The organism is Vibrio sp. NFR, from assembly GCF_027587095.1.
GTDB classification, from domain to species: domain Bacteria; phylum Pseudomonadota; class Gammaproteobacteria; order Enterobacterales; family Vibrionaceae; genus Vibrio; species Vibrio harveyi.
Map to the genome: position 1 here is coordinate 245,632 of NZ_JAPPTN010000001.1, position 20,606 is coordinate 266,237.

The following is a 20,606-nucleotide window of genomic DNA, read 5'->3' on the forward strand; positions in this document are numbered from 1 at the left end:
TTAGGAACTCACCTATGCTGGATCTACAAGGATATGAAGCCTCGATCTTAAAAGGGGCTCTAGTAACCATCGAAGTCGCAATACTTTCTCTACTTTTAGCGGTCATTCTCGGAATGCTGGGTGCATTGGCGAAATTGGCACCGTACAAGTGGGCAAGAGCAGTTGCGACGCTTTATACCACCATCATTCGTGGCATCCCTGATTTAGTTCTGATGATGCTTATCTTCTTTGGTGGTCAAATTCTACTTAACAATAGCCTTTACTCGATCAATGAAACACTCAATGAATGGTTTACTGCAAGTGACCCAAATCATGAGTGGACTTCGTATTTGCCAGATTACATCGATGTCAGCCCCTTTATTGCCGGTGTTTTAACCATTGGGTTTATCTTCGGTGCATACATGGCAGAGACGTTTCGTGGCGCTATCATGGCGGTAGACAAGGGTGAACTAGAAGCCGCAAAAGCTTATGGCATGAGCCCGATAATGTCGTTTCGAAGAATTCTATTGCCTCAAATGATCCGACATGCTTTACCAGGCTTTGGCAACAACTGGTTGGTTCTACTGAAAACGACCGCGTTAGTATCCATCATTGGTCTGGAAGATATGGTGCGCATTAGCTCGTTGGCTGCGGGTACAACCAAAATGCCATTCACTTTTTACATGGCGGTTGCAATCATCTTCTTGTTCTTTACCAGTGTTTCAACAGGCTTACTTAAGTTGGTTGAACGCAAATTTAGTATTCACGCGAGGTAAACCATGGATTTTTCATTGATAATTGAAAGTTTCCCGGTCTACCTAGATGGATTGTGGACGACGGTATGGCTTGTTGCGTTAGCACTGGTGATTGGGTTAGCCGTATCGATTCCTCTTGCGATTGCACGTAATAGTGCAAACTACGCACTAAGCCTGCCTTCATGGGCGTTTATTTACTTTTTCCGAGGCACTCCTTTGTTGGTGCAGCTGTATCTGATCTACTACGGCATGGACCAGTTTTTTCCGGTAAAAGACACGCTTTGGGAAAACGCATGGTTTTGTGCGCTGGTGGCGTTTGTTCTCAACACGTCCGCTTATACTGCTGAAATTATTCGCGGGGCAATCAATGGCTTGCCGAAGGGAGAGGTAGAGGCAGCTAAGGCATACGGCATGAGTACGTTTATGACTTACCGTCGCATTATTCTTCCAAGTGCTTTGCGTCGCGCGTTACCTGCCTACTCGAATGAGGTTATCTTCATGCTTCATGGCAGTGCGGTCGCCGGCATCATTACCATTATGGATCTGACAGGTGCAGCACGTTTGGTGAACTCAAGATACTACGCGCCATTTGAGTCATTCTTGACAGCGGGACTCTTCTACATGGCGCTGACATTTATTATTTTGTGGTGCTTCAAAGTGGCAGAGAAGCGCTTCTTGGCGTACCTAAGACCATTGAGCTAACAAGATGGCTTGTTAATTCCACTTCATGTAGGACAATACAAACATCAAAAAAGAGCGCTTGTTGGCGCTCTTTTTTATTTTTAGTCGATGTTAGTAAGAACTACTTGAAGGTTGACCAGATTGGCGCGTGATCTGAAGGTTTTTCAATGCCTCGTAACTCATAGTCAATATCGGATTCTATGCATTTTTCTGCGAGTGATGGTGTTGCCAAAATAACATCAATACGAAGACCACGGTTATCATCGAAGCCACGCGAACGGTAATCAAACCACGAGAAGCGGTCATCGACTTCAGGGTGTAAGTTACGGAAAGTATCTTCAAAGCCCCAATCTAGAAGCGTTTGCAACCACTCACGCTCTTCTGGTTGGAAAGAACATTTACCCGTTTTCAGCCAACGTTTACGGTTTGGTTCGCCGATACCGATGTCCGCGTCGATTGGGCTGATATTGATGTCGCCCATGACAATCAGCTGCTCATCGTTAGTGTGGTGATCGTTGAGGTAAGTCATCAAGTCTTTGTAGAACTGACGTTTGTATGGATACTTAGTTTCGTGAGCAACGTTATCGCCTTGCGGGAAATAACCGTTAAGAACCGTCACTTTTTCACCGTTTTCATCTTCAAACGTCGCCATGATCATGCGCTTTTGGTGTTCTTCATTATCGGTTGGGAAACCTTTTTGAACGCTGATAGGCTCTTGTTTACATAGCATTGCCACACCGTAATGGGCTTTTTGACCGTGAAAGTAAACTTTGTATCCCATTGCTTCTACATCGTCGATAGGGAAGGCTTCGTCGTGAACTTTGATTTCCTGCAGACCAATCACGTCAGGTTGGTGCTTGTCGATGAGTGCTTGGAGTTGATGCAGACGCGCACGAAGTCCATTGATGTTAAAGCTAATTACTTTCATTTTTTATCCTTCTCAGAGGGCGTGTTTGAGCATGATGTTACCATTGCAAAGGCAAGCTGAAAATGGTTCTCATGTAAACGGAATAAGTTTAAAGAATTGTTAAATATGTAATTGCTATTGTGCCTGCGTATGGTTTAATGAGTCTCAAAAATGAGTTTGCTTGAATAAGGATGTTGTATGCGAACCATATCTGTGCAGTGGAAAATTACATTACTCTCCGGGCTTTGCCTGCTCGTCACTTCTTTATCTTTAATTGGTTTTTCGGTCTACAACGCGCTCGGTAACCAAAAGTTGTTGCAGCGAGAAACTAGCTCTTCTGTTATCGAAAAATCTGAACAACTCTTACAGACACGAGCGTTATTAAACGCGACGGAAGTGTCTGAGTATCTCAATGAAGCGACTTACCGCGCTGAAATGTTGGCAGCAAATGCGCTGTTTTTTAAAACCAACTCGGAAGAGAATTTTGGCAGTAGTGAAGATCTTCGCTCCGCTCTGAATGAAATGATTCGTCAGGCAGTGTTACGCTTTGACACGATACAAGCGGCTTATCTGGTGTTTAATCCCGACATGCTCGACAGTGAAGATGCCAACTATCGAAGTGCCGATTACGTCGGTTCTAATGAAGTCGGTCGGTTTGCGACCTATTGGTCCAAAGCGAGCAATGGTGAAAACGTGTTAGCGAGTACGATAAGTGAGCAAGCCTTGAATGAGAACGACAATGCTGAGCGCTTTTACTGTCCGCTCTCGTCTGGTCAAACTTGCATTGCATCGCCGCGGGTTAACACCAACGATGCTGGTTCCTTCTTAACAACATCGATCTCCATTCCACTCATTGTCGAGAGTATGCCGATTGGCTTCTTGGGTATAGAGTTACGATTAGACCAGTTAGCGAGCATTGCGATTAATTCTGATCAAAGCTTGTTCGCTGGGGCTGGAAAGGTATCAATGATCAGTCTCGATGGAACTTTGTTAGCTTCAGATAGTAACACTGATTCCCCTGGACAGCCTTTTTCGAGTTCCACCATTTCTAATGACAATCTCACTGATTTATTGTTTGGCGGTGAAGCCAAGGTTGAATGGGATGCCTCTGGTGAGTGGATGACGGTCTTTTCGCCTATCCAAATAGCGAATCAAACGTGGGGTGTGATCTTTGAAATGCCTCGTTCTGCAGTGCTTGCTGATGCGGATCAGTTAGACGCTTTGATTACCAATAAGATGCAAGACGGCGTTATTATTGAATTAAGTGTTGGTGTCGCACTTGTCGTTGTTGGACTGATTACAACCGGACTGCTGGCTAAGACCTTAGTGAAGCCGATTCGAGAAGTTGTCGCTCGTTTGGAAGATATTTCGACAGGGGAAGGAGACTTAACTCAGCGTTTGGAAGTTAAAACAGACGATGAAATTGGTCAACTTGCGAGGGCGTTCAATCGATTTCTTGAGCGTTTGCAATTAACGATTAAAGAAGTCGCAGAAACATCTCGACAAATTGCAGATAAGACCGAACATGCAAAACACGTTGTAGCCGTTACTCGAAATAGCAGTGATTCGCAGTTTAAAGAAGTTGATTTAGTCGCGACTGCTGCTGAAGAAATGACGCAAACAGCGGCGTTGGTGGTACAAAATGCCGAAGTTGCGGTAAAGGCGGCTGGTGAGGCGAGTGAATCTGCAGAAAACGGTCAGAAAGTGATCTTGGCGTCTGAAACTCAGATGCAAAAACTATTATTAACCATGATGAATGCCGTCCCGGTTGTAGAAGAGCTAGCGAAGAACAACGCCAGCATTACCGAAATTCTTTCTGTTATTGAAGGCATTTCTGAGCAAACCAACTTGTTAGCTCTCAATGCAGCAATAGAGGCCGCACGAGCTGGTGAACAAGGTCGTGGTTTCGCTGTGGTGGCTGATGAGGTAAGGAGCTTAGCAAGTCGAACTCAAAGTTCGGTGGGTGAAATTCGAGATGTCATTGCTAATGTTCAAAAGGGCACGCAAGCGGTTGTTGAGTCCATTACAGAAGGGAATCAAAGTGCGCAATCCTCTTCTCAACAGGTGAATATGGCGGTAGAAGAATTACAGAAAGTATTTGAGTCAATTGCTGCGATAAGTGATATGAATAATCAGATAGTAAAAGCGGCAGAAGAGCAGCAATCTGTCTCTAATGAGGTGAATCAAAGTGTGGCGAACATTCGCGATCTGAGCAGAGAAATCCTTAATCAAGCGCAAACGTCGGAAAATGCAGGTATCGAGATGACCTCACTTTCTGATCAACAGCAAACCTTAATGTCTCAATTCAAAGTATAGCGTGGTATCAACGCAAACTCAGCTTAAACAAAGAGGAGCGAAATCGCTCCTCTTTTTTGTCTATTTGTTGTCTATCAGTTTGCGTTGATCTTATTTTCAAGATCGCTTTGTACGATCTTAATCGCTTTTAGCGCTATTTTAGGATCGATTTCATTCGTTTCTAGCAAGTAAATTAAATCGACAGCTAGCTTGATCTCTTCTGGGGCATCATCCAGTGGTGATTTCGATTCTTCAGACATGCTCAATTGTTCTCTCTTTGGATTACTTGCTTTTCTAGCTCGTTTAATGCAGCTTCACAGCGAATCAGTCGTTGTTTTGCCGTTAATACAGCTTTCTGCGCTTCGGTGCGTAAATGAGCTGGAGCAATGGCAACTATTTGTTGTTTTTCTATAACCATCTCGCGCAAGCGACGAGCCCATTCTTTATGCTGCGCGACTTCTTGTTTTAGTGCATCAAGGGACTTGTCTTGTCGAGCGGATTTCTTAGGCTTTGCTTTAGGTATCTCGGCGATAGAAATTTCGCGTTGAATTGCCGTGATTTGGGCAACCAATCGGTCAGTCAGATATTCTGCTCGTTGCGCATTTAACTCACCTTCTTTTTGCTCCTTGATGATGTCGTTTAATGTCGCTCTTGCTTCATTGACACAAGGAACTAACAAACGAGAGCGGCAGCGAAATAGACGTTCATCAAACAGCATTGCCTCATGATGACCTCGCTGATGGTCAAGTGAAGCCGCTTTCTCAGACATTTGTTCTAGACCATTGGAAAGCTGTTTGATGTTCATGATAAGCCTACAAACCACGCATCATAAGCGAGTTTAATTGCTAATACGCTGACAACAGAAACAAACACAGGGCGAATAAATTTAGAACCAAAGCGGATTGCAGAGTGAGCACCAACAAATGCGCCTGCCATCAAACATACGCCCATTGTTAATCCTAGCACCCAATTTATATGACCCAAAACAGCAAAAGTGACAAGAGAAGTGAAGTTGCTGGTAAAGTTCATCGCCTTTGCTAACCCGGAAGCGAGCAAGATGTTCAACCGATAAAGCGCCATTGAGCTTACAGTCCAAAATGCGCCAGTCCCTGGTCCGGCTAGACCATCGTAGAAGCCGATTGAGAATCCTTGCAGATACTGCTTTTTATTCAACATTGGGCATGGTTCAGGTGTCGGGCTTTGGTGAGTCGATTGTGGAGCTTTATGGAACACGGTATACATCGCGGCAGCAAGAATAATGAGAGGTAAAACCTTCTCTAGCCATTCAGTACTGATTGCGTCGACAAACAATGTGCCGAGCGTGGCACCAACAAGAGTCGCCACAAACGCTCGTCCCCAGCATTGTGGTTTAAACAAACGCTTCTTGTAGTATGTGAAAGCGGCAGTAGAAGAGGCAAACGATGCTGCCAGTTTATTTGTGCCCAATGCAATGTGCGGAGGGAGTCCCAACGACAATAAGGCAGGGACGGTGAGCATACCGCCACCGCCTGCAACCGCATCGATAAATCCAGCAACAAAAGCGACGAGCGCCAAAACCAACAGCATGGTTGGCTCAATCATTTCCATAAATCGTTATTCTTCTAATATTCTATCTTGCGTTTAAATGGCGGCAACGAGTCAATTAAGGCTTGCCCGTAGCGTTTTGTTATCAAACGTCTATCAAGGATGGTCACTCTACCAGAATCGCGCTCTTTGCGCAGTAAACGACCGACACTTTGAATCAGTTTTTTGCTCGCATCAGGCACAGTAATTTGCATGAATGGGTTGCCCCCTTTCTTTTCTATGTACTCTGAGTGCGCTTGCTCTACGGGTGAGGTAGGGACACCAAAAGGAATCTTAGTAATGACCAAGTTTTCCAATAGCTCTCCTGGTAAATCAAGACCTTCCGAGAAGCTACCCGTGCCAAAGAGAATACTGGTTTTCTGTTGGTCGACGAGCTTTTTATGTTTTTTTAGAATTTCTGCACGTGAACTTTCGCCTTGTACTTGCAGTGCCCAGCCTCGTTTTACAAAATCAGCACTTAGAGCATCTGCGACTTGGTTCATCTGCCAATATGACGAGAATAATACCAAGTTCGCTTTGTTGTCTTCTAAATACTTAGGCAAAATTTCAATAAGATATTCGGTAAACTGTGGCGCTTGAGGTTCATACTTCATCGCAGGGATTAAAAGCTCCGCTTGGTTCTGATAATCAAACGGTGACGCCAAGGCTAAAAACTGCGTACCTGACTCAGGTTTTGCGTCTACTCCCACTTGATGGCAAAAGTAATGGAATGAATTCAGTGCACGCATCGTAGCAGAGACTAATACCGCACCGATACAACGACTCCAGATTTGTTGATCAAGTTGCCAGCCGATTTCCAAAGGTGAAACGCTCACAATATAGTCACCTTCACGATCTGGGTGCTTCTCAAGCCACCTTGCTAACGGTGCCCCTTTTTCTCGTGTTGGCTCTGCCATCAAGTTCCAAACTTGAGCAAGATTTTCTAAGCGCTGAATGTAGAACCCCAATTCAGCCAGAGCTGGCTCTGCTAACCTTGAAGAAAGTTCCCCGTCTTTTACTCGCTCAGCAATCAAATCCGCAATTTTCGCGACACTTTGGTTTGCTTTTTTACTGAGCTGTTTTAAATCTTTAGATTGATTTTCTAACCAAGTTGGAAGTTCGCCATGTTCAAAGCGATAGATGTTTTCTTCAAATTGGTTTGGGTCAAATTGCTTTGTTAATTGGCTAAGCGCGGGAATGAGTTCTTGTACCGACTCCTGCAAGTCATTGCGAAAGCGTGCGACGCGTTTCTCGTCTGCCAATGATGAGAATTTGCTGGTGGACTGATTGAGTTTTTCTAACCAAGCTGCCGCTCCTTTTAAGCTTGCAGATGCGGAAGCGTGGTCTCGTGCGACGTGCGGAAGATGATGCGCCTCATCAAAGACATAAATAGTATTTTCCGGCTCGGGCAGAATTACGCCACCACCCAGATCGGCGTCTGCCATTACTAATGAATGGTTTGCGATGATGACATCATTTTTATCCAGTTCTGAACGTGCTTTTTGGAAAGGGCAGTTACGATGAGCTGGTAGGCTGTTATTACAGCTGTGCTTGTCACTGACAATCAATTGCCAGATATGGTCATCAATAGGTTTTGGCCAGGAGTCGCGGTCGCCATCCCATTTGCCTTGAGCAAGAGAACGGTACATGGTTTCCAACAAATCAATGTCTTTCTTTTTTGGCTTGGTCTCAAACATGGCAAGTTGTCCGCCATCGACACCACTTGCCGTTGCGAGTTTCTCCGCGCAGCAATAACGTTGGCGCCCTTTTGCTAGAATAAAAGAAAACTCTCGGTCGGTAATACGACGAAATAATGGGAGATCTTTATTCACCAACTGTTCTTGCAACGCGACTGTTGCAGTCGAAATCACGACTTTTCGGTTGTTGTAGACTGCCACGGGAATAACTGCCATCAGATATGACAATGACTTACCGATCCCTGTTCCTGCTTCTGCAACAAGCATTCTATTCGATTTGTGGTATTGCCCGCACAACGTCTTAGCAATCTCTGCGACTAGGTAATTTTGCGCTCTTCGAGGTACAAAGTTATCCAGTTGAGCTTGTAAGTTCTGGTAGCTGGTTCTGATCGATTTTTGGATGTTACTAGTTAGCATAAGTGCCTCAAACGCGTGGGGCGCGCATAGTAGCACACATCACTAGTTGTACTGTAGTTCACAAAACGGAATGCTTTTATGTGGAATGTAGATCTTGTTCACAAAAAAATATTGAACTCAATCTAAATGAAAATAATTTCATTAGGTGAAAAATATAAAGCTTCAAAAATACCATTTGACCAGAATTTTATTCTGAATTGATTTGGTTTTTTGCTGTTGTAAGGTTGTTTATCTCTTTTGTTTATCTTTTGCTAAATTAAGAAAAATCAAGTCGATTGTTTAGAACTTCATCGAATAATTGAAACTTAAATTTCTATGTTACTGTAAAATAAAGATTTTTTTGTTTTTTGATGTTGTGATTTAGAAAATTTGACAGCCAGAATAATCTTTTGCACTCTAGTGCCCAGATTTTGCAGGTAAAGCATTGTTGCGATTTGATAACAAGCGACCTCAAAAATATAAAAAAGGGAATCGGAAAGGATATCCCAATCTAAGAAAAGGCAGTGGATTAATTATGAAAAAGACTCTAGTAGCTCTTGCAGTAGCAGGCATCTCTACGTCTGCACTAGCAGCAGGCAACATCTACGACAACGGTACAACTTCTTTCAACCTTAAGGGTGAGATCGATACTTACGTAAGTACTGTAGAAGGCAAAGAAAACGGCAAAACTACAGTTAAGCGTGACGTAGACGTTGACCTATGGGCTAAAATCCAAATCGATGCAGAGCACAAACTAAACGAAGACATCAAAGTATTCGGTTCATTTGAACTAGAAAACGGCGAGTTCTTCGATAAAGACAGCAGCTCTGACCACGCTCGCGTACGTACAGATGACCTATACTTCGGTGCTTACTTCGGTGACAACTGGGGTGTGGCTCTAGGTGAAGTTGGTGATTTCGGCGACTCTCTAGACGCAATCACTATCGACAACACTAACGAAGGTCTTGGTTACGTTGATGATTTCGTAAAATCAAAAGAAAGTGCTGGTCACGCTGTTTCAGTTAAAGGTAGCTTCGACAAGCTAACTGTTATCGCTGATGCATACCTAGATCAAAACGAGAAAATCGATACTGCATTCGGTCTATCTGCACAATACGCAATCAACGACATGTTCACTGTTGGTGCTTCTTACCAAGATCAAGAGAACCGTGACGTTGCTGGTACTGATTACCAAGTAATGGGTGCAGCTGTTCGCTTCAACATGGATAACTTCTCTGCTGCAGTTAACTACGTTGCTGAAGAGCTAAACAAAGCTGACCAAGATACATGGTCTGCAGTAGCTGCTTACCAAATGAACGAAGCACGCGTTTACACTTCATTTGGTTTCACTGAGTACGAAGGCGACCACGACCAGTCTTACTACACGTTTGGTGCTGACTACGCTGTAACTGGTAACGTTCTAACGTTCATCGAATACACTGCAAGCGAAAACGACGAGAAAAACGTTTCTAAGAAAGAAGCTGACCTAGTTGTTGCTGGTGTTTACTACACGTTCTAATTTCAGAACTTAAGTAGATATAGTAAAGGTCGCATTTATTGCGGCCTTTTTTATATTAAAAGCTTGCATCTCCTTAGGCTCCTGAAAGCATGGACTAAGTGAGTACATGAAGATTTTTGAGACTTGAATGCGCTTACCAATTATCTACAGTCAATGATGTAGAAATGATTGGCTTTTCAGCAATGATTTCCTCAAACTGTGATGAATCGTAAGCGATATTTAACTCTTTTGATGTAATTAATTGAATTTTAAGGTTATTAGGATATGAGACTAAAAGCTTGGACTGTAGCATTTGTGCTTGGGTTGTTTGGTACAACAGCGAACGCAGACACAACAAATAAAGCTGATACTTCAGCAACCTTAACTACCGCTCAAGGCGTTCAAGTGCTGTTTGTAAATGGCGTTAGTGCGGATGATTTGAGTGAACCGTTTGGTCTTGTTGATGGCTCTAACCAAGTAGTTGTAAAAGTAAACAAAGCTATTGGGCGCGGTGATAAGCGTACTCAAGTTTACTCTGCACCGTATATTCTTGGCTTTAGCTCTGGTGCGGGTGAGCTTTATATTGATGCGCCATCTTTTAGAGAAAAACGTCAGGCAGACAAGCTGTTCGAACAAGACAAAATGGACTGGAAAGTAAGTTTCAACGATAAGTCAATTGATTACTCGCAATATAAAATGCCAGGTGAGAAAGGTGCGTTCCCTTACTCAAACCTAGATGAGCAACTAGCGGAATACAATGAAGCTAATGGCGTTTTCTTTGCTAACGGTAAGAGAGTCGAATTGTCTGAGCTACAAGCAGCGACGGCTGTAACGGCAACTAGCAAAAGCGCGCAAAGAGTAAAATCACCGGTAACAAAAGCGAAGATTGCCTACCTAGAAATGACAGACGAAGAACGTCAGGCATTCATGAAGTGGGTTGCTCAACAATAAATATTATTGGTGACGACAAAAATATAAAAAGCAGGTCTTGACCTGCTTTTTATATTTTTTGATGTGGGTGTTTTTTGATGTGCGAGCTTAGACGAGCTTAGAGAGTGACTTCACGCCATTCTCCCGGCTTCAAGTCGTCAAGCGCAATATCACCCATGGAGTAACGTACTAAACGCAGTGTCGGGAAGCCAATATGTGCTGTCATTCGTCGTACTTGGCGATTTCGACCTTCAATGATCGTAATTGCTAGCCAAGTTGTAGGAATATTAGCTCTAAACCGAACGGGCGGATTTCTATCCCAGATCTTTGGTTCAGGCATCACTTCTACTTTTGCTGGTAATGTCATGCCATCTTTCAATTCAACACCTTTACGAAGTTTTTCCAAGTCCTCTTCATTAGGTGCTCCATCTACTTGTACCCAGTAAGTTTTTGGCGACTTTGATTGAGGTTGTGTCAACTTTGCTTGCAAGATGCCATCATTTGTTAGCACCATCAGACCTTCGCTATCTCTATCTAACCGTCCTGCCGCGTATACATCTTTGACAGGGATGTAATCCGCTAACGTTTTACGACCATCTCCATCGGTAAATTGGCTCAACGTATCATAAGGTTTGTTGAAGATGATCACTTTACGGTCTTCTGGTGTAATGCGTGGTTTTGTTGACTTTGATGAACGGGTAGAGCGCCCTGGTCGATTTTTCGCCTGTCCATTTGAATGGTTTGACTTGCCTGAGCGTTTAAAATGGCTCGGTTTAGAGTGGTTACTACGGCGACCTTTTTCATGACCCGTGCGAGATGACATGTTAACTACCTTGCAAAAATGTAAATGAACTGTGTTTGAAAGTTTTAAGTTTTCTTCTTATCGGCTATCATTTGCGCGCCTAAAACTAACAAAAGCGCACAGAATAATAGACTATTTCGTGTTATTTGTTTAATGATATAGCCAAGTTGCTTTTAGAGAGGTGTTTTTGCAAAAGAACTTCATGAAAGCAAACTTGGCACAAAGTGCACTCATGGATAGAGAGCCATAGAGCTTCAAACTATAAGAAAGAGTGCAAACCGCATGTCACGTTGGTGAGGAGGAATGCACTACTAACGTTAAGCAATGCGTAAATTCAACGAACTCAGTTGCTGAGTTGTTCAGCTTAGTTGAGTAAAAAATAGGGAAATTTCATGCCTACAGAAAAACCTACAATTATCTACACAATCACTGATGAAGCCCCGGCGTTAGCAACCTATTCATTACTACCAATCATTCAATCGTTTACTGCATCGTCTGGCATTAATGTAGATACTCGTGATATTTCGTTAGCAGGTCGTATCATCGCTAACTTCCCAGAGCATTTAAAAGAAGAACAGCGCATCGGTGACGCGCTAGCAGAACTTGGCGAGTTGGCGAAAACGCCAGAAGCAAACATCATCAAACTTCCAAACATTTCTGCATCTATCCCGCAGTTAAAAGCTGCTATCAAAGAGCTGCAAGCAAAAGGCTATGAGCTACCAAACTACCCAGAAGAGCCGAGCACTTACGAAGAAGAAGCGATTAAAGCGACTTACGACAAAATCAAAGGTAGTGCGGTTAACCCGGTTCTACGCGAAGGTAACTCAGACCGTCGTGCGCCACTTTCAGTAAAGAATTACGCGAAGAAGAACCCACACTCAATGGGTGCATGGTCAGCGGATTCTCAATCTCATGTTTCAAGCATGGCAGACAACGACTTCTTCGGTAGTGAAAAATCGGCAACCGTTTCTGGTGCTACTGACGTAAAAATTGAATTTGTCGCTGCAGATGGTTCGGTGAAAGAACTTAAATCGGCGTTCCCTTTACAAGACAAAGAAGTGATCGATTGTTCGGTAATGAACAAGAAAGCGCTTGTTGAGTTCTTTGAGAAGGAAATTGCAGAAGCAAAACAGCAAGACGTTTTGCTCTCTCTACACATGAAAGCGACCATGATGAAGGTATCGGATCCAGTTATCTTTGGTCATGCTGTTAAGGTTTACTACAAAGACGTGTTTGCAAAATACGGCAAGCTATTTGAAGAGCTAGGCGTTGATGTAAACAATGGTATCGGTGACGTATACGCGAAGATCGATGCGCTACCTGCTGAACAAAAAGCGGAAATCGAAGCGGCGATCCTTGCGGTATACGAAACACAACCAGCACTCGCGATGGTTGACTCAGATCGCGGTATTACCAACCTGCACGTACCAAGTGACATCATCGTTGATGCTTCTATGCCAGCAATGCTGCGTGCATCTGGTCAAATGTGGGGACCAGACGGCAAACAGAAAGATACTAAAGCAATGATTCCAGATCGTAGCTATGCAGGTATTTACCAAGCGGTTATCGATTTCTGTAAAGAACATGGTGCATTTGACCCAACAACTATGGGTAGCGTACCAAACGTAGGTCTAATGGCTCAGAAAGCTGAAGAATACGGTTCACACGATAAGACATTCATTTTAGATGCAGCAGGTACTGTACGTGTTGTAGATGCTTCTGGTGCGGTTCTTCTTGAGCAAGAAGTAGAAGAAGGTGACATCTTCCGTATGTGTCAGGTCAAAGATGCGCCAATCCAAGATTGGGTGAAACTTGCGGTAACTCGTGCTCGTGCTTCGGGTGCGCCGGCTGTGTTCTGGCTTGATGAAGCGCGTGCTCATGATGCAGAACTTATCAAAAAAGTGAATGCCTACCTTCCAGCACACGATACTTCAGGTCTAGAAATTAAGATCCTTGCGCCAATCGATGCATGTAAATTCTCTCTAGAGCGTATCAAAGAAGGTCTAGATACCATTTCTGTAACGGGTAACGTATTGCGTGATTACCTGACCGATTTGTTCCCAATTTTGGAGCTTGGTACTTCAGCGAAGATGCTATCTATCGTTCCGCTAATGAACGGTGGTGGTCTATTTGAAACGGGAGCAGGAGGTTCGGCACCTAAGCACGTTCAGCAAGTTGAAAAAGAAAACCACTTACGTTGGGATTCTCTAGGTGAGTTCCTTGCGCTGGCAGCTTCTCTAGAGCACCTAAGCTCTGTGGCGGGCAATGCGAAGGCTCAAGTTCTTGCTGACGCTCTTGATAAAGCAACAGGCGAGTTCTTAGACGAAAATAAATCACCTTCTCGTAAAGTAGGTGAGTTGGATAACCGTGGTAGCCATTACTACTTAGCATCGTTCTGGGCGAAAGCATTGGCTGAGCAAACAGAAGACGCGGATCTTGCAGCAGAGTTTGCTCCTGTCGCAAAAGCGTTGGCAGAGCAAGAGGAAGCGATTGTGTCTGAGCTAAACAACGCGCAGGGTGTAAAAGGCGAGCTAGGTGGTTACTACTCTCTTGATGATTCTCTAGCGTCTACATTGATGCGTCCAAGCGCAACGCTGAACGCTATTATCAATAAATAATCTTGTACACGCTACTTCGGTAGACCTATAGAAACAATAAACCCGCTTTACGCGGGTTTATTTTTCTCTTCATAAAAGCTTGTGTGCTTCTACGAGAGCAAATGATTTGTCTTTCCGACAGCGCTCTATTTATTTGGCTTGGCCTTCTATTGGAACAACGCTGCTTGCGTGTGAACCTTTCGGACCTTTTTCAATCTCGTATGAGACTTGTTGGCCTGCTTTCAGTGTACGATAACCGTCCATTTGGATAGTTGAGTAGTGGGCGAAAATGTCTCCTTCCTCTTCGTCTGAACAAATAAACCCAAATCCTTTGGCGTTGTTAAACCACTTTACTGTACCTGTAGCCATGCTTTTACATCCCTCATGCATTTTTTACTGATGTTGTTACTTCACCCAAGCCATCCCTTCAGCTTGGTCTCATTGTTAGCCTTGCTATGCTAGTAATTGCTAACACACGTCGAGTGTGCACATCCACATTCATCAAATTGTTAGAAATCCAACAAATTCAGAATGAGGATTTATGCATCAACACTTTCCACTGTAGTCAATGAATCTCGTCAGTCAATAGTGAAAGACAACATTAAGAAACATATTTGAAAACAAATCACTTTTGAGATTAACAATTTTGCAAACTCAATCGAGGTGGTTCGCCGAAGTTTAGATAAAAGGTCTGCAAGGTATTGAAATAGAGCGAAGGCATTCTAAACCAAGTGTGTACATTAGAAGATTCTACTAAATGAATAAAAAGTGATGTTTTCGTGATATTTAGCGACTTTTCCGTTGTAAGTGTGATCTTGGCAGTTTAAGAATGTTTATCGGTTATATGGAAACAGAGCAAAAATTGATAGTTCTAACAGCAAAAAATAACCGTTCTAAGAGATAAAAATCTTTTATTTGCGCGCCTGCCGGAGGTGCATTAGTCTCTATATGAGGACGCAAATTTTATCTATCAAAATCGAATTAGGTGTCATATCTCACTACACCGCACGGCATGCTTATGGTAGATTGTTTTTATAGGTCGAAAACATCAACCCTTTGATACGATATCTTTGAATTGCCATGAGTAAAAATTTTGAATGGGTGACTCCAGACTCAGATCTTCTGGAGCGAGAAAGTACAAAAGTTCAGCCGCCAAAGCTATACAACGTTGTACTCAATAATGATGACTATACACCTATGGATTTCGTCATAGAGGTGCTTGAGCGATTCTTTTCACATGATATTGATAAAGCAACGCAAATCATGCTCAAGATTCACTATGAAGGAAAGGCAATTTGTGGCACATACAGCGCAGAAATTGCCGAAACAAAAGTAGCGCAAGTGACGATGTACTCAAGGGAAAATGAGCATCCGCTACTATGTACTATGGAGCAAGCGTAATAAGAAGACTTGCTCGAGCAACCAAAGTTGTTCTTTCGGGAGGTACTTATGCTAAATAAAGAACTAGAGTCAAGCCTTAACGGTGCATTCGCTCGTGCACGTGACAAACGCCACGAGTTCATGACTGTCGAACACCTCCTACTTGCATTATTGGAGAATGATGCAGCTAAGGAAGCCCTTCTAGCCTGCAAAGCGGACCTTGATGCTTTGCGTAACGAACTCGATATTTTTATCGACCAAACAACGCCGCTCATCCCAGAAAGCGATGAGACGCGCGAAACCCAGCCGACATTGAGTTTCCAGCGTGTACTTCAACGCGCCGTCTTCCATGTTCAGTCGTCTGGTCGAAGCGAAGTGACCGGGGCAAACGTTCTTGTTGCTATTTTTAGTGAGCAAGAGTCTCACGCTGCTTATCTGCTGAAAAAGAATGATATCTCTCGTTTGGATATCGTTAACTTTATCTCTCATGGTATTACCAAAGCTTCTGGTTCAAGCGAAGACTCTTCTTCGTCCGACTCTTTTGGCTCGGAAGCGCCTGAAGAAACCAACCCAGAAGAACGTTTAGAAAGCTTTGCTACAAATCTAAACCAAGTTGCAAAAGCCGGTAATATCGACCCTCTTATTGGTCGTGATAAAGAGCTAGAGCGTACAATCCAAGTACTTTGTCGCCGCCGCAAAAATAACCCATTACTTGTGGGTGAAGCTGGCGTAGGTAAAACGGCGATTGCCGAAGGTCTCGCTTGGAGAATCGTTGAGGGGCAGGTTCCTGAAGTGATTCAAAACAGTGTGATTTACTCACTGGATATTGGCTCTTTACTCGCTGGTACTAAATACCGTGGTGATTTCGAGAAGCGCTTTAAGTCTGTGTTAAAGCAGCTAGAGAAAGAGGAAGACGCGATCCTGTTTATCGATGAAATTCATACCATCATCGGTGCGGGTGCCGCTTCTGGTGGTCAAGTCGATGCCGCTAACCTGATCAAGCCTCTACTAAGTAGTGGTAAGTTGCGTTGTATCGGTTCAACGACGTACCAAGAGTACAGCAACATCTTTGAGAAAGAGCGTGCATTGTCCCGTCGTTTCCAAAAGATCGATGTGGTAGAGCCTTCTCTGGATGATACAACCAAAATCCTAATTGGTTTGAAACCTAAGTATGAAGCCCACCACGAAGTACGTTATACCAACAAAGCGCTGCGTGCAGCGGTAGAGCTGTCAGCGAAGTACATCAACGAGCGTCACTTGCCAGACAAAGCAATCGACGTTATTGATGAAGCAGGCGCCCGCAGTCGTCTAGCGCCAGCAAGCCGTCGTAAGAAGACCGTTGGTGTTGCAGACATCGAAGCGATGGTCGCTAAGATGGCACGTATTCCAGAGAAATCAGTATCATCTTCAGATAAAGATATTCTGAAGAATCTGGATGACAAGATGAAGATGCTTGTGTTCGGTCAAGATACGGCAATCGATGCACTGTCAGAAGCAATCAAGCTATCTCGTGCTGGTCTTGGTGTGGATAACAAACCTGTTGGCTCATTCCTGTTTGCAGGTCCAACAGGCGTTGGTAAAACAGAAGTTACCGTTCAGCTTTCTAAACTACTAGGCATTGAGCTACTGCGCTTTGATATGTCTGAATATGGTGAGCGTCACTCGGTCAGTCGCTTGATTGGTGCGCCTCCTGGTTATGTTGGCTACGACCAAGGTGGTCTATTGACGGATGCGGTGATTAAACATCCTCATTCGGTCGTGCTGCTTGATGAGATTGAAAAAGCACACCCGGATATCTTTAATTTGCTACTGCAAGTGATGGATAACGGTACGCTAACGGACAACAACGGTCGCAAAGCGGACTTCCGCAACGTGATCCTTGTAATGACCACGAACGCAGGTGTAGCTGAAACTGAGAAGAAATCGATCGGTCTTATCCAACAAGACAACAGTCATGATGCGATGGCGGAAATCAAAAAGGTATTTACCCCTGAGTTCCGTAACCGTCTAGACAATATCATTTGGTTCAATAGCCTAGATGAAACGGTTATCCATCAAGTGGTTGATAAGTTCATCGTGGAGCTACAAGTGCAACTGGACGCTCGTGGTGTGTCGATGGAAGTATCGCAAGATGCGCGTCATTGGTTGGCTCACAAAGGGTACGACAAAGCGATGGGAGCTCGCCCTATGGGACGTGTTATCCAAGAGCAGCTTAAGAAACCTTTGGCGAATGAACTTCTATTTGGATCACTGGTTGACGGTGGTACAGTGAAAGTTACGTTGGTGAAAGACGAGCTTAAGTTTGAGTACTTAAGTGAGAAAGAAGCTGCGCTTCACTAAGCTTAGGTCTTGTTGAGTTCTAAAAGCGTGCGCTTAGTCGTGCGCTTTTTTATGCCTGCTATATATTCTCAATTAACCTCAATGAGCTTGGTTCAGCGAGAATGACTTGATTTGAAGGCAGGCAACTATTTGAAACGCTGGCTATTTCGCTTCATTGTCTTCCTTGCTTACTTTCGGTAAACAGAGAATCAAAGATAACGCTTTGAATCCTGTAACTTGAAGTCACTTGAGTATAGCTTGTAGCGTGAATTGAATTCCCAAAGCCAGACTGGTTTTTAAAGCAAATGACAAGCAATAAAAAACGGAGCTACGAGCTCCGTTTTTTATTGTATTCGAAAATCAGAGATTAACGAGCACGGAAGACGATGCGGCCTTTAGATAGGTCGTATGGAGTCATCTCTACAGTTACTTTATCACCAGTAAGGATACGGATGTAGTTCTTACGCATCTTGCCAGAGATATGTGCAGTCACAACGTGACCGTTTTCAAGTTCAACGCGGAACATAGTGTTTGGTAGAGTGTCAAGCACAGTGCCTTGCATCTCAATTACGTCTTCTTTAGCCATTTAATCCTCTTTAGAAATTAGGCGGTATTAGCGGGCTAATTTTGCCGCTAAACAGTAATTATGTAAAGTTGGGGCGTATTCTACCCTTGCCAACGCTGATTTACTAGCCTTTGGTGTCTCTGAAAGCGAGTTTTGTAGTTCATCGCCGGACATTCATCGATTTGATACCCTAGATACAGCCAATGTTTGTTGTGCTGTCGGCAGTATTCTAGCTGGAAAAGCACGCCTAAGGTCCCGAGAGACAAAGGATAATCTGGGTCAAAGAAGGTGTAAAACGCACTCGCACAATGCTCCATAATATCAGTGACAGCAACGGCTACTAGGCGCGCTTCGTCATCATAAACATGAAGAAAGCCAGTCGTTAACCATGTTGTTTGAGCAAATCGCGCGAACTCGTCTTCCCGAGGTGGATACATAGTACCATTTTGGTGCCGTTCGCAAATATAACGGCTGTAGAGTTCAAACCAATTTGAATCGAGCTCAGGTTTCATCTCCCAATGCAGTGCCTTTCCTTTGTTTAGCAAACGTTTCTGGCTTTTGGATGCTACGAAATCCGGTACTGCGATTCGGATTGGTTGACAAGCACTACAGTGCTGACAATGCGGCTTGTAAATGGTGTCTCCACTGCGGCGGAAACCATTAGCCATCAATACTTGATAGCTTTGCTCTGTATGCAAATCAGCATCAAGAGCTACTGCCACACGCTCTTCACGCTCAGGTAAATAGCTGCATGGATGGTTGTTGGTTAACCCAATACGAATATGTTGGAGATCTGTGCTCATGATACCGCGCCCTGCAAAATCTGTGGCTCAAACGTGCCCAAATCGGTTTTCTTATCTCTTAAAGATAGTAGTTTTTGTATGAAATCGTCGCGTTGGAGTTCAAATGCACCAAGCGATGCTAGGTGTGGGTTCATCACCTGACAATCAATCAATTGACCTTGATTTGACGCCAAGTGTTCGCACAGATACCACAATGCGATTTTTGAAGCATTGTCTTTGAGGCTAAACATCGACTCACCACAAAAAAGTCGACCGACGCTAATACCATATAGACCGCCAATTAATTGATCGTCGTGCCATACTTCTACTGAGTGACAATGACCACGCTTTGCAAGCTCGATATAAGAAGCTTGCATCTCGTCATTGAGCCAAGTCTCTTCCGCAGGGCGGGTCGAAGAGCAAAACTGAATGACACGTTCGGTTGCGTTGTTTAACGTTACTTTATACTGTTGTTTACGCTGAAACTTTTTCAAACTCTTGGAAGGCGTAAAGGTCAAAGGATCGAAAACAGCTCGTGGTGATGGACTCCACCAGAGAATTGGCTCTCCGGGACCATACCAAGGGAAAATGCCTTGTTGATAGCCACATAGGATGCGGTCGGGGTCAAGGTCGCCACCAAACGCCAATAAACCGTTTGGATCGCTCAGCGCATCATAGGGAGATGGAAAAGAGAGCGAATCATCAAGTTCAGTTAAATAGATAGCCATAAAGAGAAGTTTACCAACATCAGAGCCTATAGGAGCTTATTATGAGCAGAGAAAGACTTAATATAAAACGATGGGCATGGATCATACTGTTTTTGCCATTTTTCGCCAATGCAGCTTATGAAAGAAATGTAGCAAAACCAGTCAATCAAGTGGTGTATGGCAAAGTCGATTCTGTGCGATACATAACTCAACAAGAAGTAAAGCAATCACAAAGTAACGGTTGGGAAACGCTTCTTGGTGCCACAATTGGTGGTCTAGTTGGCAACCAATTTGGTGGTGGCACAGGTAGAGAAGTCGCAACTGCCGTGGGCGCACTCGCGGGGGCCGCAGTCGTTCGAAATCGAAATAACTACGAATACACGGTTGAGTATAAATTGGTTGAGCTGCTAATTAAGGTTGATGGCAACAAACTTATCAACGTCATTCAAGACGTTGATAATAGTATGCTGTTTAACCGTGGTGATGATGTACGCATTCTGTATTTTGATGATGGTGTCAGGGTTGATATTGCATATTAAGTAACCTCGAGATGTTTGGGGTCGCGACAATGGCTTGGTTTGTTAGCGCGGTTAGGATTTGAAGGTTCAGTGGAGCCAAGCCAAAAATTGGCAACCAATACACTGCGTTGTTTTCTTTGCTCTCGAGTCAATGACAACGGTCTGAACCATGCATCTTGAAGTCACTTGGGTATATGTTTGTACTGCAAAAACGAAGTTGACTAATTATTCAAAA

19 protein-coding genes are annotated in these 20,606 nt (G+C 43.8%); 9 read left to right on the forward strand and 10 right to left on the reverse strand.

The window, feature by feature from the left end; all coding sequences use genetic code 11:
* Positions 1-14 precede the first annotated feature (14 nt).
* Positions 15-755 carry an ABC transporter permease gene (locus OH463_RS01080; protein ID WP_017819029.1) on the forward strand — a complete coding sequence of 247 codons (741 nt, stop codon included), beginning with the start codon at positions 15-17 and terminating at the stop codon, positions 753-755.
* Between the two features lie 3 nt (positions 756-758).
* Entirely contained in the window at positions 759-1,436 is a 678-nt protein-coding gene (locus OH463_RS01085; protein ID WP_005446711.1) for an ABC transporter permease, read from the forward strand.
* A 100-nt stretch (positions 1,437-1,536) separates the two neighbouring features.
* Here OH463_RS01085 and xthA read toward each other — a convergent pair whose 3' ends face one another.
* On the reverse strand, positions 1,537-2,343 hold the full coding sequence (xthA, locus tag OH463_RS01090) for an exodeoxyribonuclease III (protein ID WP_009698305.1): 807 nt from the start codon (positions 2,341-2,343) through the stop codon (positions 1,537-1,539).
* A gap of 177 nt (positions 2,344-2,520) precedes the next feature.
* Between xthA and OH463_RS01095 the strand changes: the two genes are divergently transcribed.
* A complete protein-coding gene (locus OH463_RS01095) occupies positions 2,521-4,638 on the forward strand; it encodes a methyl-accepting chemotaxis protein (protein ID WP_269990318.1) in 2,118 nt (705 codons plus the stop codon).
* 74 nt (positions 4,639-4,712) lie between these two features.
* Here OH463_RS01095 and rsmS read toward each other — a convergent pair whose 3' ends face one another.
* From rsmS to dinG, 4 genes are read right to left on the reverse strand one after another with little or no spacing between them, the layout of a single operon-like run.
* Positions 4,713-4,877 (reverse strand): pleiotropic regulatory protein RsmS, encoded by a 165-nt coding sequence (gene rsmS, locus OH463_RS01100; RefSeq protein WP_005449861.1) that lies wholly within the window; start codon positions 4,875-4,877, stop codon positions 4,713-4,715.
* Between the two features lie 2 nt (positions 4,878-4,879).
* Positions 4,880-5,422, reverse strand: a complete 543-nt coding sequence (locus OH463_RS01105) for a primosomal replication protein (protein WP_049535772.1) — start codon at positions 5,420-5,422, stop codon at positions 4,880-4,882.
* Positions 5,419-6,204, reverse strand: coding sequence for a sulfite exporter TauE/SafE family protein (locus OH463_RS01110; protein ID WP_005449856.1), 786 nt, complete (start codon positions 6,202-6,204; stop codon positions 5,419-5,421). The genes OH463_RS01105 and OH463_RS01110 overlap by 4 nt, the downstream gene beginning before the upstream one ends.
* A 14-nt stretch (positions 6,205-6,218) precedes the next feature.
* Positions 6,219-8,294 carry an ATP-dependent DNA helicase DinG gene (dinG, locus tag OH463_RS01115; RefSeq protein WP_029788996.1) on the reverse strand — a complete coding sequence of 692 codons (2,076 nt, stop codon included), beginning with the start codon at positions 8,292-8,294 and terminating at the stop codon, positions 6,219-6,221.
* Between the two features lie 514 nt (positions 8,295-8,808).
* Here dinG and OH463_RS01120 point away from each other — a divergent pair.
* Complete coding sequence (locus OH463_RS01120; RefSeq protein WP_009698301.1) at positions 8,809-9,792, forward strand: porin; 984 nt, start codon at positions 8,809-8,811, stop codon at positions 9,790-9,792.
* Positions 9,793-10,056: 264 nt separating this feature from the next.
* Entirely contained in the window at positions 10,057-10,722 is a 666-nt protein-coding gene (locus tag OH463_RS01125) for a DUF2057 domain-containing protein (protein WP_038898166.1), read from the forward strand.
* Between the two features lie 97 nt (positions 10,723-10,819).
* Here the strand turns inward: OH463_RS01125 and OH463_RS01130 are convergent, their stop codons facing one another.
* Positions 10,820-11,524, reverse strand: coding sequence for a pseudouridine synthase (locus OH463_RS01130; protein WP_005449848.1), 705 nt, complete (start codon positions 11,522-11,524; stop codon positions 10,820-10,822).
* Positions 11,525-11,895: 371 nt separating this feature from the next.
* Here OH463_RS01130 and OH463_RS01135 point away from each other — a divergent pair, with 371 nt between their 5' ends.
* Positions 11,896-14,121 carry an NADP-dependent isocitrate dehydrogenase gene (locus OH463_RS01135; protein WP_269990320.1) on the forward strand — a complete coding sequence of 742 codons (2,226 nt, stop codon included), beginning with the start codon at positions 11,896-11,898 and terminating at the stop codon, positions 14,119-14,121.
* Positions 14,122-14,250: 129 nt separating this feature from the next.
* Here the strand turns inward: OH463_RS01135 and cspD are convergent, their stop codons facing one another.
* On the reverse strand, positions 14,251-14,469 hold the full coding sequence (cspD, locus tag OH463_RS01140; RefSeq protein WP_005427548.1) for a cold shock domain-containing protein CspD: 219 nt from the start codon (positions 14,467-14,469) through the stop codon (positions 14,251-14,253).
* A gap of 711 nt (positions 14,470-15,180) precedes the next feature.
* Here cspD and clpS point away from each other — a divergent pair.
* Both clpS and clpA read left to right on the forward strand, forming a co-directional pair.
* Positions 15,181-15,501, forward strand: a complete 321-nt coding sequence (gene clpS, locus OH463_RS01145; RefSeq protein WP_005427554.1) for an ATP-dependent Clp protease adapter ClpS — start codon at positions 15,181-15,183, stop codon at positions 15,499-15,501.
* 48 nt (positions 15,502-15,549) lie between these two features.
* Positions 15,550-17,820: an ATP-dependent Clp protease ATP-binding subunit ClpA gene (clpA, locus tag OH463_RS01150; RefSeq protein ID WP_005449844.1), complete on the forward strand. Its 2,271-nt coding sequence runs from the start codon at positions 15,550-15,552 to the stop codon at positions 17,818-17,820.
* Positions 17,821-18,166: 346 nt separating this feature from the next.
* Here clpA and infA read toward each other — a convergent pair whose 3' ends face one another.
* From infA to aat, 3 genes are all read right to left on the reverse strand, one after another.
* On the reverse strand, positions 18,167-18,385 hold the full coding sequence (gene infA / locus OH463_RS01155; RefSeq protein WP_001040192.1) for a translation initiation factor IF-1: 219 nt from the start codon (positions 18,383-18,385) through the stop codon (positions 18,167-18,169).
* Between the two features lie 80 nt (positions 18,386-18,465).
* A complete protein-coding gene (locus OH463_RS01160; protein WP_005450375.1) occupies positions 18,466-19,167 on the reverse strand; it encodes an arginyltransferase in 702 nt (233 codons plus the stop codon).
* On the reverse strand, positions 19,164-19,874 hold the full coding sequence (gene aat / locus OH463_RS01165; protein ID WP_009698295.1) for a leucyl/phenylalanyl-tRNA--protein transferase: 711 nt from the start codon (positions 19,872-19,874) through the stop codon (positions 19,164-19,166). Before aat ends, OH463_RS01160 begins: the two co-directional genes overlap by 4 nt.
* Before the next feature lie 41 nt (positions 19,875-19,915).
* Here aat and OH463_RS01170 point away from each other — a divergent pair, with 41 nt between their 5' ends.
* Positions 19,916-20,392, forward strand: a complete 477-nt coding sequence (locus tag OH463_RS01170; protein ID WP_005450372.1) for a glycine zipper 2TM domain-containing protein — start codon at positions 19,916-19,918, stop codon at positions 20,390-20,392.
* Positions 20,393-20,606 lie beyond the last annotated feature (214 nt).